Annotated in this window: 16 protein-coding genes; 5 read left to right on the forward strand and 11 right to left on the reverse strand. The window is 54.3% G+C overall.

Features of this window, described 5'->3' with window-relative positions; translation table 11 throughout:
- A partial coding sequence (locus ABNS66_RS11695) for a patatin-like phospholipase family protein (protein ID WP_348655331.1) occupies positions 1-196 on the reverse strand: 196 nt, incomplete at its 3' end.
- Between the two features lie 15 nt (positions 197-211).
- On the reverse strand, positions 212-1030 hold the full coding sequence (locus ABNS66_RS11700; protein ID WP_027872517.1) for a pyruvate, water dikinase regulatory protein: 819 nt from the start codon (positions 1028-1030) through the stop codon (positions 212-214).
- Between the two features lie 130 nt (positions 1031-1160).
- Here ABNS66_RS11700 and ppsA point away from each other — a divergent pair, with 130 nt between their 5' ends.
- Together ppsA and ABNS66_RS11710 are read left to right on the forward strand one after the other, a co-directional pair.
- Positions 1161-3536: a phosphoenolpyruvate synthase gene (ppsA, locus tag ABNS66_RS11705; RefSeq protein WP_027872516.1), complete on the forward strand. Its 2376-nt coding sequence runs from the start codon at positions 1161-1163 to the stop codon at positions 3534-3536.
- 940 nt (positions 3537-4476) lie between these two features.
- Complete coding sequence (locus ABNS66_RS11710) at positions 4477-4794, forward strand: Rieske (2Fe-2S) protein (RefSeq protein WP_027872514.1); 318 nt, start codon at positions 4477-4479, stop codon at positions 4792-4794.
- On the opposite strand, the gene ABNS66_RS11715 is transcribed toward ABNS66_RS11710, so the two are convergent.
- The 7 genes from ABNS66_RS11715 to ABNS66_RS11745 all read right to left on the reverse strand — a co-directional run bounded on the left by ABNS66_RS11715 (position 4791) and on the right by ABNS66_RS11745 (position 11172).
- Positions 4791-5705: a GNAT family N-acetyltransferase gene (locus tag ABNS66_RS11715; protein WP_084497791.1), complete on the reverse strand. Its 915-nt coding sequence runs from the start codon at positions 5703-5705 to the stop codon at positions 4791-4793. The two genes, ABNS66_RS11710 and ABNS66_RS11715, sit on opposite strands and share 4 nt — an antisense overlap.
- On the reverse strand, positions 5686-6804 hold the full coding sequence (locus tag ABNS66_RS11720; protein WP_027872513.1) for a cupin domain-containing protein: 1119 nt from the start codon (positions 6802-6804) through the stop codon (positions 5686-5688). The genes ABNS66_RS11715 and ABNS66_RS11720 overlap by 20 nt, the downstream gene beginning before the upstream one ends.
- A 1-nt stretch (position 6805) precedes the next feature.
- The gene (purB, locus tag ABNS66_RS11725; protein WP_027872512.1) at positions 6806-8170 is read right to left on the reverse strand and encodes an adenylosuccinate lyase; all 1365 of its coding nucleotides are present in this window, start codon (positions 8168-8170) and stop codon (positions 6806-6808) included.
- Positions 8171-8228: 58 nt separating this feature from the next.
- Positions 8229-8873, reverse strand: coding sequence for a high frequency lysogenization protein HflD (gene hflD, locus ABNS66_RS11730; protein WP_036255397.1), 645 nt, complete (start codon positions 8871-8873; stop codon positions 8229-8231).
- A complete protein-coding gene (gene mnmA / locus ABNS66_RS11735; protein WP_051170761.1) occupies positions 8873-10000 on the reverse strand; it encodes a tRNA 2-thiouridine(34) synthase MnmA in 1128 nt (375 codons plus the stop codon). The genes hflD and mnmA overlap by 1 nt, the downstream gene beginning before the upstream one ends.
- Entirely contained in the window at positions 10000-10446 is a 447-nt protein-coding gene (locus ABNS66_RS11740; protein WP_027872509.1) for an NUDIX hydrolase, read from the reverse strand. Before ABNS66_RS11740 ends, mnmA begins: the two co-directional genes overlap by 1 nt.
- A 63-nt stretch (positions 10447-10509) precedes the next feature.
- Complete coding sequence (locus ABNS66_RS11745; protein ID WP_027872508.1) at positions 10510-11172, reverse strand: pseudouridine synthase; 663 nt, start codon at positions 11170-11172, stop codon at positions 10510-10512.
- Between the two features lie 184 nt (positions 11173-11356).
- Here ABNS66_RS11745 and icd point away from each other — a divergent pair, with 184 nt between their 5' ends.
- A complete protein-coding gene (gene icd / locus ABNS66_RS11750; RefSeq protein ID WP_027872507.1) occupies positions 11357-12610 on the forward strand; it encodes an NADP-dependent isocitrate dehydrogenase in 1254 nt (417 codons plus the stop codon).
- A gap of 139 nt (positions 12611-12749) precedes the next feature.
- Here icd and ABNS66_RS11755 read toward each other — a convergent pair whose 3' ends face one another.
- Positions 12750-12980, reverse strand: a complete 231-nt coding sequence (locus ABNS66_RS11755) for a cold-shock protein (RefSeq protein ID WP_027872506.1) — start codon at positions 12978-12980, stop codon at positions 12750-12752.
- Positions 12981-13171: 191 nt separating this feature from the next.
- Here ABNS66_RS11755 and clpS point away from each other — a divergent pair, with 191 nt between their 5' ends.
- Positions 13172-13519 (forward strand): ATP-dependent Clp protease adapter ClpS, encoded by a 348-nt coding sequence (clpS, locus tag ABNS66_RS11760; RefSeq protein WP_027872505.1) that lies wholly within the window; start codon positions 13172-13174, stop codon positions 13517-13519.
- Positions 13520-13573: 54 nt separating this feature from the next.
- Entirely contained in the window at positions 13574-15853 is a 2280-nt protein-coding gene (gene clpA / locus ABNS66_RS11765; protein ID WP_027872504.1) for an ATP-dependent Clp protease ATP-binding subunit ClpA, read from the forward strand.
- Positions 15854-15879: 26 nt separating this feature from the next.
- Here the strand turns inward: clpA and infA are convergent, their stop codons facing one another.
- Positions 15880-16098, reverse strand: coding sequence for a translation initiation factor IF-1 (infA, locus tag ABNS66_RS11770; RefSeq protein ID WP_027872503.1), 219 nt, complete (start codon positions 16096-16098; stop codon positions 15880-15882).
- Positions 16099-16134 lie beyond the last annotated feature (36 nt).

Genomic DNA, 16134 nt, shown 5'->3' on the forward strand with positions numbered 1-16134 from the left:
CGCCCGCCGCAAGGGAGGTGGCATTGATCGCGCCGGCCGAGGTTCCTGCCAGGATAGGGAAGGGGTTGCTGTGCCGCTTGCCGTGCAGCGATGCAATGGCTTTTAGCACGCCAACCTGGTAGGCCGCACGAGCGCCACCGCCGGGTAGAATCAGCCCGGTGTTGGCGTGACTGGCGCTGGCGTCAGGACAAGACATCGCGAGACTTCCCGGCTATGACCGCTGACCGCGCAGGCCGGTTTCAACCAGCACGCGCGTAGCAATTTCCTCGACGGAGGCATGCGTTGTATCCAAGTAGGGAATGCCAAAGCGGCTAAAGAGCGCCTCGGCGTCGCGCACCTCATCCTCGCAGCGGCGCAGGCTGGCGTAGGGGCTGTCGGGACGGCGTTCGCTGCGAATTGCGGCAAGTCGCTGCGGTTCTATGGTCAAACCAAAGAGCCGGTCGCGATAAGCGGCGAGCGGTTTTGGCAGCCTGCGTTCTTCCAGGTCTTCTTCGGTGAGCGGGTAATTGGCGACGAAAATACCGCCCTGCATCGCCAAGTAAAGGCAGGTTGGGGTTTTGCCACTGCGGGAAACGCCGATCAATATCACTTGGGCTTGGTCGTAGCGGTTGATTCTTGCACCGTCGTCGTTGTCCAGTGCGAAGTTAACAGCGTCGATGCGATGTTTGTACTGGGCGTCGCGGTCGGCGTTTTTGACGCGGCCAACCGTGCTGGAGGGTTTCTCCCCAAGGGCGCTTTCCAGCTGGTTGAGGAAGGTGTCGAGCACGTCGATGATAAAACCATTGCTGGTGGCAATTACGGCGCGAATCTCTTGGTTGACCAAGGTGTCAAAGATAATCGGCTGGCGCCCCGTGGCCTCGGCGACCTGATTGATTTTATCGACGGCGGCGCGCGCTTTCTCCACGGTGTCTACATAGGGCACGACAACGTGGTCAAATTTTAACTGTTCAAATTGGGAGAGCAGGCTGCTGCCCAAGGTTTCTGCGGTGATGCCTGTACTGTCAGAAATATAAAAAACGGTTCTCATCATGTAGTTTTTTTACCGAATGCTGCGTTGTTTTCGACGGGAATTTCCAGAATAGCTGTTTTAGTATGCTCGCGTCGCATTTTTTTACGCTTATTGCACTATGCATCAAGCATAGCAAAAGGAGATACACCGCATGGCTGAATACGTTATCTGGTTCAGGGATCTGGGAATGAACGATGTCGAAGTTGTTGGGGGCAAAAACGCCTCTCTCGGTGAGATGATCAGTCAATTGTCTAATGCCGGTGTATCGGTACCCGATGGCTTTGCCACCACGGCGCAAGCCTACCGCGACTTCCTCGACCAAAGTGGCCTGAACCAACGTATTCAGGACATGCTCAAAGGTCTGGATATCGACGATGTAAAAACCCTTGCCAAGGTAGGCAAGGAGATTCGCCAAGCCATCGTTGATACGCCATTTCCCGCGCCATTGAATGACGCGATCAGCGAAGCCTACGCTAAAATGATCGACGGCAACCCCGCAATGGCCTGTGCAGTGCGCTCCTCGGCCACAGCAGAAGATTTGCCCGACGCCTCATTTGCCGGCCAACAGGAAACCTTCCTGAACATCAACGGCCTCGACAACATTATGATCGCGATCAAGGAGGTCTTTGCCTCACTGTACAACGATCGCGCTATTGCCTACCGCGTTCACAAGGGGTTTGAACACGCCGATGTTGCCTTGTCTGCCGGTATTCAGCGCATGGTGCGCTCAGAAACCGGTGCCGCAGGCGTTATGTTCAGCATGGATACCGAGTCTGGCTTTGACGGTGTGGTCTTCATTACTGCCAGCTACGGCCTGGGTGAAACCGTGGTTCAGGGCGCTGTTAACCCTGACGAATTTTACGTTCACAAGGCCACGCTGGAAAAAGACCGCCACGCCGTGCTGCGCCGCAACCTGGGTAGCAAGCTGATCAAAATGGTCTACGGCAGTGAAGCATCGGCCGGCAAATCGGTAGAAACCGTTGATGTTCCCGAAGCCGATCGCAGCCAGTTCTGCATCACCGACGAAGAAGTCATGTCGCTGGCCCGTCAGGCGCTGATTATTGAAAAACACTACGGCCGACCCATGGATATTGAGTGGGCGCGCGACGGCGACGACGGCAAGCTCTACATCGTTCAGGCTCGCCCGGAGACGGTAAAAAGCCGCGAGTCGGCCAATATGATGGAGCGCTACCTGCTGAAAGAAAAAGGCGAAGTGCTTTGCGAGGGCCGCTCTATTGGTCAGCGCATTGGCGCGGGCCCTGTGCGGGTGATCGACAACCTGGCGGAAATGGATCAAGTACAACAGGGCGATGTCTTGGTTACTGATATGACCGACCCAGACTGGGAGCCGGTAATGAAGCGCGCAGCCGCCATCATTACCAACCGTGGCGGCCGTACCTGCCACGCGGCTATCATCGCCCGCGAACTGGGTATTCCTGCGGTCGTTGGCTGTGGTGATGCCACTGAGCGTTTGAGCTCAGGTCAGGACGTCACCGTGTCCTGCGCGGAAGGTGATACGGGCATGGTTTACGCCGGTCAGCTCGACTTCGATATCAGCCGTAACAAGCTCGATGCCATGCCCGAGCTGCCCTTTAAAATTATGATGAACGTGGGCAACCCCGATCGCGCGTTTGATTTTCAGGCATACCCCAACGCCGGTGTGGGCTTGGCGCGTTTGGAATTTATCATTAACCGCATGATCGGTGTGCACCCCAAAGCACTGATCAACTACGACACTTTGCCGCGCGATGTTCAGCAAGCGGTGAAGCGTCGTGTGGCTGGCTACGCCGACCCTGTAGAGTTTTATGTCGAGAAGCTGGTCGAGGGTATCTCTAGCATTGCCAGCGCGTTTTACCCGGAGCGGGTAATTGTGCGGATGTCCGACTTTAAATCAAATGAGTACGCACACTTGATTGGCGGCAGCCTTTACGAGCCCTCAGAAGAAAACCCCATGCTGGGTTTCCGAGGTGCCTCACGCTATATCTCTGACTCGTTCCGCGAGTGCTTTGAGCTGGAGTGCCGCGCGCTGAAGAAAGTGCGTGAAGAGATGGACCTGCAAAATGTTGAGATTATGGTGCCCTTTGTACGCACCGTAGGCGAAGCGAAACAAGTGGTAGAGCTACTGGCCGAAAATGGCTTAAAGCGCGGTGAAAACGGCCTGAAGGTCATCATGATGTGTGAGCTACCTGCCAATGCCTTGTTGGCGGAGCAATTCCTCGAGCACTTTGATGGCTTCTCAATTGGTTCAAACGACCTCACTCAGCTGACACTTGGTCTGGATCGCGACTCCGGCTTGATCGCCCACCTGTTTGATGAGCGCAACGAGGCCGTTAAGGTACTACTCTCCAATGCGATTCGGGCGTGTAAGGAGCAGGGCAAGTACATCGGAATTTGTGGACAGGGCCCCTCAGATCACCCGGACTTCGCGCAGTGGCTGATGGAGCAGGGCATCGACAGCGTGTCACTGAACCCGGATTCGGTACTGGAGACCTGGCTGTTCTTGGCCGATAAATTAACCGAGCAATAACTCATTTTCGAGAATATTCGGGTCGGTGTAGGCTAGTATTTAGCTACACGTCTGGTCAGCGGAATGAACCAAAATCGTTCGTGAGGCTACTCGCCCAGCGTTGGTTTGTTCTGCTGATTATATTTCAGTCAAAGCCTGACTCAATTGTATCTCTTACGGCGAGTGAACCCACTAGTAAAAAGAGGACGATGCTGCCCAGTACCACAGCAGCTGTATGCCTCTTCCCGCCAGCTTTACTCTTTATCTCTTGTATTTCAGAAAATTTATGATAGTGGTTCTCAGTGTCGTAAAAGCCTTCTTCTGTTACAACAGATATACGGCTCTTTTCGGAGAAACCGCTGGAAAATACTACGTAATACTCACTTCCAGGCTCTAGATGTGGGCCACCTTTCTGCCTGGGACTATAAACGTTCGTTGAACTACAGCCGATAATAGAAATTATCAGCAATAGTACGAGAAGGGACTTGCAAAAACGGCGTGTTTTTACAGGCATATGCGCAATACAAATCATGAATTAGACCTTTTCGACCTGAGTTGGGGTGTTCACTTCCTTAGATTTTTAGAGCTGAAAAGCCGGATGGAAAGCACTCTATTCAGCCGATGCGCAAATCCAATTATGCCTGTGTTGAGAACGATGCGAATAACTCGAGTTGATCGCGGTAGGCCATCAAGCTTGGGGGTCGTCATTTCAAAGTCTTGATTAAAATTGGTTCTGTTTTTATAAGCCAGATAGGTTACTACACTCTCTCCAAGTGTCGTTGTACGCCGAAACAAATTTCACTACTAGGGGAAATTAGCGCAAACCGAGTTGTCTTTTGGAGGGCTTTATAGCCATACTTGACTCCGTCTTTGCGGGGCCCAAAGGTTTCTTTATGGAAGGGGGAGCAAGTTCCTAGCGTAGCAAAATGATATATAGCAGTGGTGTAAGAGGAAGATAGCAGTGCGTTATTACAGCCTTGAAAAGCTGATCAATCTTTACGATGGATACCGAAAAGTCTTCAAGATTGATGATGCACAATTGATGCTGCTACAGCTCGACGGCCAGCACTATTTGATCGAAAGTAACTGCCCCCACCGCGCCTGGCCTCTCGATACGTCGGATATCCGAGGTGAGAATTTGGTTTGCCCCAAGCACCACTACCGCTTTGACCTACGCAGTGGTGAGTTACTTCACGCGACAGAAGAACCCTGTCGGGGCTTGAGGTGTTATGAGGTGGTCTACCGAGACAACGAGCTCGGTGTAATGCTGGGCGATTAGACCAGCGGGCGCAGCCAGGGAGAGGGTTTTGCGTGCTGCCACAGGCGGTCAAACTGTTCTCGGTAGGCACTTGCGGTCGGCCGCGAATGAAAACAGCCCCAGGCCCGGCCGCCGCGCCGCATACTGTGAACGAGGGTTGCCTCGTTGTCGGCGAGCAAGAAGTATTCACTAAGTTCGCCGTGTTGCTTTGGATTAGAAACCCGAATATGAATACTGCTGCTCAGCCGCTGACTGAGTTCTACCAAGGGATGGCGACTCTCTCGCAGCGGCCGGTCGTCGCAGATCAGCAGTCGTATTTCACTGTCGCGATGCCTTCGAGCGAGGGTAGAGACAATATCAATCAGGCGCGGCTGGGCATAAACCTCTGGCTCCAGACTGTGGCAAAACACCCACAACTGTCGGCGACTCAAACTGGCTAAGGCCAGGGCGCTGTCGGGCAGTGACTCAACAGCAAATTTGCGGCCATCTTCTCCCAGGCGTTGCGTACCCCGCAGCGTTCGCGTCATTGACTGGTGAGCGATACCGGCGTCCATAAAACTGTCACCGATGGGCTGAAAACCTTCTTTCCGGTAGAAGTCGATGGCGTGTGTTTGGGCCGCGAGCTCCAATTTGGGCAGTTGCTGTTGGATCGCGTCATCAATTACGGCATGTAGCAGTGCGCGACCGATACCTCTGCCGCGATAGTCAGCGGCGACAGCCATACGCCCGACGTGGCCGTCAGCCAAAAGACGAACGGTTCCGACGACTTCGCTGCCATATCGCGCCAGCCAGTGACGCGCGGTGAAGTCATCTTCATCTAGTTCCAGTTCAATGGGAACGCGTTGCTCTTCAACAAAAACCCGACGCCGAATTTCCGTTAATTCCCGCCAATGTTCTGACCAGCGTACGCGCTCAATCTTCAACATCGTCATCGAAATACACCGTGCCTGTTTGGTAGAGCTGATAGCGTAGCTCAACCACCAGCCCCATCACATCATCACCGCCTTCTTGTTCACAGAACTCAGCCACGGCGGGGCGCAAGTCACTGGGGTAGGGGTAGGCAATACCGTCGGCAAACAGATAGTGGGCGTCGAAGGCCAAGCGCGCACCCAGGCGCAGGCAGGCTGGCACCTGTTGTTCGCGGTGAGCATATTCCTCAAATGACAGCGCAGGGTTATCGAAGCGCTGCTGCTGGTCGACGTGGGTCATCATCTGTCCAAACCAGCGTGAAAGGGCTCGATCATCGTCTAGCCCTGCGCTCAGGCGCTCGCGCAGTTGCGGGAGAACATCTTCAGGGATCCAGCCACTGGGCGCGCTGGCATTTAGGGCCTGATCGCTAAACCGCTGCCCGTCGCTCAACACGGTTTCTCGCTCGATTGACCAGCTATTCAGTAATTCGGCGTTGGAGGGGGCTCTAAAGCCCACCGACAGGGTGATGCAGTCATCGCCGACAGCGGTTCCCCAATGTGCGACACCCGGGGGAATGTAGAGTATGTCGCCGGCTTCAAGAATCACTTCCTGTTGACAGTCGAAGTGTTTAAGCAAGCGTAATTCAGGGTGGCCGAGCAGTTCGCTGCTATCGTCGCAGTGCTGGCCCAGCTGCCAGCGACGGCGGCCGCTGCCCTGAATGAGAAATACATCGTATTGATCGTAGTGGGGGCCCACGCTGCCGCCATCGGCCGCGTAGCTGACCATAATGTCATCGATACGCCAGCGCGGTAAAAAACGGAAATCGTTTAGTAATTCTGCAACACCGGGTATCCATTGGTCGACCGATTGAACCAAGAGAGTCCAATGGCTGGCGGGCAGCTCGGCGAAGTAGCTCTCCTTCAGCGGCCCGTGTTGTAGCTGCCAGTCGCTGCCGTGTTGTGAGATTAGCCGTGAATCAACCTCGTCTTCACAGGCCAGACCAGCGAGGTCATCACCGTCCACGGGGCATTCAAAACCCTGCAGGGCGCCACGCAACACCCGTGGACGGCGCTGCCAATCCTCGTCGAGGAATTGCTGCGCATCGAAGCCCTGCAGCGCCATTTTATATCCGCTTGGCTTGCGCGACGGCGTTGCCGATATAGCTCGCGGGGCTTAGCTGACGAAGCTCCGCTTTTGCTGCCTCGGGGATCTCCAGCGTGTCAATAAAGCTGGCCAAAGTCTCCCGTGTGATGCGCTGGCCGCGGGTTAGGGCCTTCAGTTTTTCGTAGGGCTCTTCTACGCCGTAGCGACGCATGACGGTTTGAATGGGCTCAGCCAGTACTTCCCAGGCATCGTCCAAGTCAGCGGCCAGTCGCTCTGGGTTGATTTGCAGCTTGCCCAAGCCTTTCAGCGTGGCTTGATAGGCGATCATGCTGTACGCCATGCCAACGCCCATATTGCGCAAAACCGTCGAGTCAGTCAGGTCGCGCTGCCAGCGAGAGATCGGCAGCTTCGCCGCCAGGTGTTGCAGCACCGCGTTGGCAATGCCGAGGTTGCCCTCAGAGTTTTCGAAGTCGATGGGGTTGACCTTGTGAGGCATGGTGGACGAGCCAACTTCACCGGCGATGGTGCGCTGTTTGAAGTAGCCCAGTGAAATATAGCCCCAGATGTCGCGATCTAAGTCGATCAAGATGGTGTTGAAGCGTGCAATGGCATCAAACAGCTCAGCGATATAGTCGTGAGGTTCGATCTGTGTGGTGTAAGGGTTCCAGCTAAGCCCCAGGCCTTCAACAAAGCTCTGCGCGTTGGCTTCCCAGTCTACGTCGGCATAGGCACTGATGTGGGCGTTATAGTTGCCCACCGCGCCGTTGATTTTACCCAGCAGGGCAACGTCGGCAATGCAGGCGCGTTGGCGGCGCAGGCGCGCAACCACATTGGCCAGCTCTTTACCCATTGTGGTGGGGCTCGCCGTTTGGCCGTGGGTACGAGACAGCATCGGAATGTCCGCAAACTCGCGGGCTTGCTCGGCCAGCTTGTCAACGATAGCGTCGATGTCCTGCAGCAATACCTCGCGGCCTTCACGAAGCATCAGGGCGTGGGAAAGGTTGTTGATGTCTTCTGAGGTGCAGGCAAAGTGAACGAATTCTGAAATCGCCGCTAATTCAGCATTGTCTGCGATGCTTTCCTTAATGAAGTATTCAATCGCTTTAACGTCGTGATTAGTGGTGGACTCAATCTCTTTGACTCGCGCCGCTTGTGTTTCACCGAATTCAGCGATCATGGCCTCTAATCTAGCGGCTGCGTCTTCTGAGAGAGCTGGTACTTCTTCAATGCCAGGATTTGCCGCCAATTGGGCCAACCAGCGCAGCTCGACGATTAAACGGCTTTTGATCAAACCGAATTCGCTGAACACCGGGCGCAGCGACGCTGTCTTACTGCCATAGCGGCCGTCGACAGGGGAAATAGCAGAGAGCGCGGACAATTCCATCATGGGGTTACCTTTCTATACGCGGAGGGCAAATTAATGGGGCGCAATCATACACTGCTCAGTGCTGAATTTCAGTGCCCAGTAGCCGCTGCGCTTCGGTAAAAAGGCGATTTCTGAGGAACATTAGGCTAAAGCGATTGCCGCCCGCCGCTCGCCAGAGATAGGCACCGCGAATGGCCGCTAACAGCAGTGCACGAATTTTGGCGGCATTGTCATTGTTTTGCAGTTGTTGAGCGCTACCGCTTACCTGAATGCGAAAGCGATACTTGGATAGGGTATCTTGATAGATATCCGCCAAAGCCGGCGCCAAGCTCGTTAATTCACCGCCAAACTCGCGCTGTTTGGCGCAGTGCTCTAGTCGATTACGCATGATGCTTGCGGCTGCATGGTCCCGGCGCAGTTTGTTTTGTAAGAACAATACGCCCATACAGTAGCGCGTAACGGCCTGGCGCTCGCCGTAATCATTGCCACTGAGCAAATCACGCAGGGCGCGGATACCCAGCTCAAGTGCATTGATATTGCCGAACACACTGCGGGTGTCATTCCCTGAGAAGGCAAAAAGGCTGGCCAGGGAAGCGTCGAGCGCTGCGGGTTCAGCTTGCCCGGTTCGGGCAATTTGATCGACCAGCGTCACGGCCTGCAGAACGCCAGCCAACGCCAGGGTTTGTTCTGTGAGTTGCTCTGCATTGGGAAAGAAGGCCATTAGCGATTGTATCCCGATTCGATAATGCCGCCGCCCAGGCATTGCTCGCCCAGGTAGAAAACCGCTGACTGCCCAGGGGTGATTGCGCGCTGGGGAGTATCGAAAATTACCTCGTAGCCGGTTTCGGTCGCCAGCAGCTCGCAGGGTTGGTCGGCCTGGCGGTAGCGCGTTTTTGCACTGCAACGCAGGGGCAGCTGGGGTGGCGGGGGAGTGATCCAGTGAATACTCGACAGCCGCAGGCAATTTTTAAACAGCGCAGGGTGCTGGCTGCCCTGGGCAACCCGCAGAACATTGCGTGACAAGTCCTTATCAACAACGTACCAGGGCTGTTCACCGGCACCGCGCACACCGCCGATACCGAGGCCCTGACGCTGGCCAATTGTGTGATACATCAAGCCGCTGTGCTGCCCCATATCCTGGCCATCGAGACTTTCGATACGGCCCGGTTGAGCAGGCAGGTATTGCTGCAAAAAATCCTTGAAGCGACGCTCGCCGATGAAGCAAATCCCGGTGCTGTCTTTTTTGTTGTGGGTGACGAGCCCGTGCTCCTCGGCGAGGGCGCGGACGGCAGGTTTCTCTAATTCCCCAACTGGGAACAAGGTCTTGGCCAGTTGATCGGCGCTGACTGCATGCAGGAAGTAACTTTGGTCTTTGTTGTTGTCTATGCCTTTTAGGAGTTGGGTATGCTCTCTGCCCGGGCTGCGCCGGGTGTAGTGACCGGTGGCAATGCCATCGGCGCCCAGCTGCAATGCGTAGTCCAAAAAGGCCTTAAATTTAATCTCCCGATTGCAAAGAATATCGGGGTTAGGGGTGCGGCCCGCGCGGTACTCTTCGAGGAAGTGCTCAAAGACATTGTCCCAGTATTCCTGAGCGAAATTGGCGGTGTGCAGGTAAATATCCAGTTTTTGGCACACGGCAGCAGCGTCGGCGAGGTCGTCCATGGCGGTGCAGTATTCTGTGCCATCGTCCTCATTCCAGTTCTTCATGAACAGGCCTTCGACCTGATAACCCTGCTGCTTTAACAGCAGTGCCGTTACCGATGAGTCGACGCCACCGGACATGCCGACGATCACTTTGGTATCGGCAATCGCCTTGTCTGCCAGCGGGTTGTAGTCGGTGGCGCTCATTAAGGTTCTCCGTAGATCATCGCCAGTGGAAAGCGTTGGCCTTCTAGATAGCGTTCAACGCAGTCGAGCACCATGGGGCTGCGCAGCTGATGGCGGCGCTCGCGAAGTTGTTCAATAGTCAGCCAGTGAACGCTATCGATATCGCTGTCCAGCGGGCTCTCAGGGCAAAACGCCATGGGGCGGCCAAAAAACGTGGTGCGATGATACGTTGCGTTTTTGGCTGGCGGGCTATACAGGCCAATACCGACGACGCCCTGTAGCTCAACCTTCCACTGAGTTTCTTCCAGCGTTTCTCGCAGCGCCGCTTCACAAAGCCCTTCGTCGGCCTCCAGGTGGCCGGCGGGCTGGTTGAGCACACGCTTGCCGTCACGGATCTCTTCAACGATCAAAAATTTACCGTCATTTTCTATTACACACGCGACCGTGACTCTTGCCTGCCAGTCCATAGTGGTTCCTAGTCTGTTGTGAATTGTCGCAGCACCGAAAGCCGGGCATTGTACCGCCACCGCTCAGCGTGGGCTACGTTTGCCACGCCGGGCTGGCGAAGTTCGCGGCCTGGGTTTGCGCGTTTTAGCATTGCGTGTACTACAGCGCCCGGCCTTCGGAAATAATTTACGTTGCTCTGAAGTACTCAGTTCTACTATTCGCGATTGTCCGGGGGCCAAATCGTCGAGTGACCAAGGGCCAATGCTCGCCCGAATCAACCGAAGTGTTGGAAAGCCTACCGCTGCCGTCATACGGCGAACCTGCCGGTTTCTACCTTCGGTGATTTCCAGTGACAGCCAGCTGGTGGGAATCGCAGCGCGATAGCGCACCGGCGGTTGCCGGGGCCACAGTCCGGCAGGCTCGTCCATCGCGTGCGCTAGCGCGGGCTGGGTCAGGCCGTCTTTTAGCTCCACACCATTTTGCAGGGCGTTAATTGCCGATTCATTGATCTCACCCTCCACTTGTACCCAATAACATTTGCTAAGCTTGTGGTCGGGATGGCTAATACGGTGCTGGAGTGAACCGTCTCCGGTGAGCACCATTAATCCCTCTGAGTCAAAATCCAGTCGGCCAGCGGGATAGATGGCGGGAATATCAATGTAATTCGCCAGCGTTTCGCGGTCGTCGCAGGGGGTAAATTGGCTCATAACCCGAAAGGGCTTATTAAAAAGATAGAGAACTGTCACGGGAATCTAATATTCATGGAAGAAATTCGACTATAAAGTGTTATAATGCGGCGCTTTTTAAAGAAAGCTAGGCTTTAAAGCGCTCGCTGACCAGACTTGGAGGGGCGGCATTGTAGCAGCGACACTGCGCTGTTGCCGCCACCGAACGAGCTCAGATACTAACCTATAAACCATGGAGTCAAAAATGGGATACCAACATATCAAGGTACCTACAGAGGGTGAGAAAATCTCCGTTAATGCGGATCTTTCCCTGAACGTACCCGATCGGCCAATTATTCCTTTTATCGAAGGCGATGGCATCGGGATCGACATCACTCCGGTAATGATCAACGTTGTGGATGCAGCGGTTGAGAAAGCTTACGCCGGCAATAAAAAAATCAGCTGGATGGAAATCTTCACTGGCGAAAAAGCCGCCGAGCTCTACGACGGCGACTGGTTCCCCGCAGAAACACTGGACGCCATCAAAGAATACGTCGTGGCGATCAAAGGTCCACTAACTACCCCCGTTGGTGGTGGTTTCCGCTCTTTGAACGTTGCACTGCGCCAGGAACTGGACCTCTACGTTTGTCAGCGCCCCGTTCGCTGGTTTGAAGGCGTTCCTTCTCCCGTTAAAGAGCCAGGCAAAACCAATATGGTGATCTTCCGTGAAAACTCGGAAGACATTTATGCGGGTATTGAATGGAAAGCGGGCACTCCTGAAGCTGATAAAGTGATCAACTTTATGCAGGAAGAAATGGGTGTCACCAAAATCCGCTTCCCGCAGGAGTGTGGTATCGGTGTTAAGCCGGTATCGGAAGAGGGTACTAAGCGCCTGGTGCGCAAAGCGATTCAGTACACTATCGATCAAGACCTGCCTTCGCTGACACTGGTTCACAAAGGCAACATCATGAAGTTCACCGAAGGTGCCTTCAAGAACTGGGGCTACGAGTTGGCCATGGAAGAGTTCGGTGGTGAGCTGCTAGACGGCGGTCCATGGGTCAAGCTGAAAAATCCAAACACTGGCAAAGAAATCATCATTAAAGACGTAATTGCCGACGCGATGCTCCAGCAGGTATTGCTGCGTCCGGATGAGTACAGCGTTATCGCGACGCTGAACCTGAACGGCGACTACCTCTCTGATGCACTTGCCGCGCAGGTTGGCGGTATCGGTATCGCACCTGGTGCAAACCTCAGCGACAACGTTGCACTGTTTGAAGCCACTCACGGTACAGCACCAAAATACACCGGCCAGGATAAGGTTAACCCCGGTTCGCTGATCCTGTCGGCTGAAATGATGCTGCGCCACCTCGGCTGGAATGAAGCAGCGGACCTGATTATCGACGGCATGAACGGCGCGATTCAGGCCAAAACAGTCACCTATGACTTTGAGCGTTTGATGGAAGGGGCAACCTTGCTGAAATGTTCTGAGTTCGGTGATGCGATCGTCAAGCACATGTAAGTGTGTCGGCCACCCCTAGCGGGGTGGCCTTGCTGTCGATGTGGGCGCGTTTATTGAGGGCTTAGATCACAGCGCGGAGTAATTGCCCACGTATTCGTGGCGACCAAGGCACTTTGCAAACCTTAGCCTTTTTCTTGGTTCACTGCTCAACTTCTTGTTCTAATTCAGAATCTGCCTGAATATTTGTTGCATGTAGGCCTTTCGGGCCCTGCTGGGCATCAAAGCAGACACTCTGACCTGCCTTAAGTGTTTTGTAGCCTTCCATCGAGATCGCCGAGTAGTGGGCAAACACTTCTTGATTGCCATCTTCGGAGAGAATAAATCCGTAACCTTTGGCGTTATTGAACCACTTTACAACACCATTTTGCATAGCCTTACACCCTGATTTCTCGTTATAGTTATTGTCACATTTAACGCGATAGACCTTGTTTTTATCGCGCTAATACCCATTTTTAAAACACGGAGTGCTTGGCGTCAAGCCGCGACTTCTCGCTAGCCGCGCTTCGTGAATACCCCTATTGTGGGGGAATACCGCGATGCTAAGCTCAGGTAAACAGAATTATGCCGTACCCGAACACAGTTATGAGCCAGGAAGATCACTCCGATTATGAAGGAGGCACCGCTCTACAGGAGTCGAAACCACAGCTGAAAAAGCCACCGCTCTATAAAGTGGTGCTGCTAAACGATGACTACACCCCAATGGAGTTTGTCATCGAGGTACTCGAAGACTTTTTTTATATGGATAGACAAAAAGCAACGCAAGTGATGCTAACCGTTCACACCCAGGGGAAAGGGGTTTGCGGCGTGTTCACCCGCGATATCGCTGAAACAAAAGCGGAGCAGGTTAATCAGTATTCACGTGAAAGCGGTCACCCTCTACTCGCCGAAATCGAAGAGAACGAAGGCTGATCATGTCACGTACAAAGCAGTACCCATGTGCAACAACAGAAGGCGTAACAGGCTATGTTGAGTAAAGATTTAGAAACGACACTCAGCCAGGCATTCAAGTCTGCCCGCAGCCGTCGGCATGAATTTATGACGGTAGAGCACTTATTGCTTGCCCTTGCAGACAACGAAGCCGCCGTGAAGGTGCTACTGGCCTGTGGAGCAGATTTACCCCAGTTAAAGGGTGAACTAAGCGAGTTTGTTGACGCGACCACACCGCGTATTCCCGACGACGACGTCGAGCGAGATACCCAGCCCACTTTGGGCTTCCAGCGCGTTTTGCAGAGAGCCGTGTTTCACGTGCAATCCTCCGGCAAACAGGAAGTGACCGGCGCTAACGTTCTGGTTGCTATTTTCAGCGAACAGGAAAGCCAAGCGGTCTACTTCCTGAAGTCGCAGAGTGTTAATCGCCTGGATATCGTCAATTACATCACCCACGGCATTTCCAAGGTGTCCGGGGGAGAGTCCGGCGAGCACGAGCAACACGGCGAGCACGAGGGTGAGGGCAGTGATCCCGAGCAACGTCCACTGGAAAGCTTCTCCACCAACCTCAACGAAGAGGCGCAGTCCGGTCGCATTGACCCCTTAATTGGCCGCACAGAGGAAGTGGAGCGCGTAGCCCAGATACTCAGCCGCCGTCGCAAGAACAACCCTTTACTCGTCGGCGAGTCTGGTGTCGGTAAAACTGCTATTGCAGAAGGCTTGGCAAAGCGGATTGTCGATGGCGATGTCCCCAGCGTGCTGGCCGACAGTGTCGTTTACTCTCTGGATATGGGGGCGCTATTAGCCGGGACTAAATACCGCGGCGACTTCGAAAAACGCCTGAAGGGCCTGCTTGCAGACCTGAAAAAACGTGAAGGTGCGATCCTGTTTATTGACGAGATCCACACGATTATCGGCGCAGGGGCCGCGTCGGGCGGTGTTATGGATGCCTCGAATCTATTAAAGCCGCTGCTCAGTAGCGGACAAATTCGCTGCATAGGCTCTACCACTTTCCAGGAGTATCGCGGGATCTTTGAGAAGGACCGCGCCCTGAGCCGCCGCTTCCAAAAAGTGGATATCGGCGAGCCCAGTGTGGAAGATACCTTCCATATATTGAAAGGCCTGAAGTCACGTTTTGAAGGGCACCACGAGCTCAAATACAGTGACGCAGCGCTGCGAACCGCCGCAGAATTGTCGGCGCGTTATATCAATGATCGCTTTTTACCCGATAAAGCCATCGATGTAATAGACGAAGCCGGAGCGTATCAGCGCCTGCAGCCCGAGGATCAGCGTGTCGATGTTATCGATGTGGCAGATATTGAGGCCATTGTCGCCAAAATTGCTCGCATACCGCCCAAGAGCGTATCGTCGGATGACAAAGCGTCACTGGCCAAGCTCGAAGATAATCTCAAAATGGTGGTCTTCGGTCAGGATCAGGCAATCACCGAGCTGAGTGCATCCATCAAGCTGGCGCGAGCTGGCCTGAAAGCCGGGGACAAGCCCATTGGCTCGTTCCTGCTGGCCGGCCCCACCGGCGTGGGTAAGACAGAAGTTTGTCGCCAATTGGCAAAAATACTGGGCTTGGAATTGATCCGCTTCGATATGTCGGAGTACATGGAACGCCATACAGTATCGCGCCTGATCGGTGCGCCTCCAGGCTATGTCGGCTTTGACCAGGGCGGGTTATTAACCGATGCGGTGACCAAGCACCCACACTCTGTTGTGTTGCTCGATGAGATCGAAAAAGCACACCCAGAGCTTTTCAATCTGTTGCTGCAGGTGATGGACCACGGTTCACTGACCGACAACAACGGCCGCAAAGCGGATTTCCGCAATGTTATCTTTATCATGACAACCAATGCCGGGGCCGAGAGTATTAGCCGCCGCTCTATTGGTTTCACCGAGCAGGATCACCACACTGATGCCAGCGAAGCGATCAACCGGCTGTTTACGCCGGAGTTCCGCAACCGCCTGGACAGCGTGATTAACTTTGCGCCCCTGCCTGAAGAGGTCGTGCTTACTGTCGTGGATAAGTTCTTGGTTGAACTACAAGCTCAGCTGGACGACAAAAAAGTCGCTCTTCACGTTGATGACGACGCGCGCCGTTGGCTGGTGAAAAAAGGTTACGACCGCACAATGGGTGCCCGCCCGATGGCGAGAGTCATTCAAGAACACATCAAAAAGCCGCTGGCGGAAATGGTGTTGTTCGGTAGCCTGGAAGAGCAGGGAGGTGTTGTGCACATCAGCGTGAATAGCGAGGCAGATACACTAACACTGGAAGCGGAAACTCAGCGGGAAACAGAAACAGAGGCCTGACACAGGTCTCTGTTTCATTGCTGGGCTTAACGGCCGCGGAAAGTGATGCGGCCTTTGGTCAGGTCGTAAGGCGTGAGCTCAACCTTAACTTTATCGCCGGTCAAAATACGGATGTAGTGCTTGCGCATCTTCCCTGAGATGTGAGCAGTAACAACGTGGCCGTTTTCCAGCTTTACGCGAAACGTGGTGTTGGGCAGGGTATCAATAACCTCGCCTTCCATTTCAATCTGGTCTTCTTTCGCCATTCGGCAGCAATCCTCAGATGTGGTTGAAAGTAGAGA

The organism is uncultured Spongiibacter sp., assembly GCF_964011655.1.
Classification (GTDB): domain Bacteria; phylum Pseudomonadota; class Gammaproteobacteria; order Pseudomonadales; family Spongiibacteraceae; genus Spongiibacter; species Spongiibacter marinus.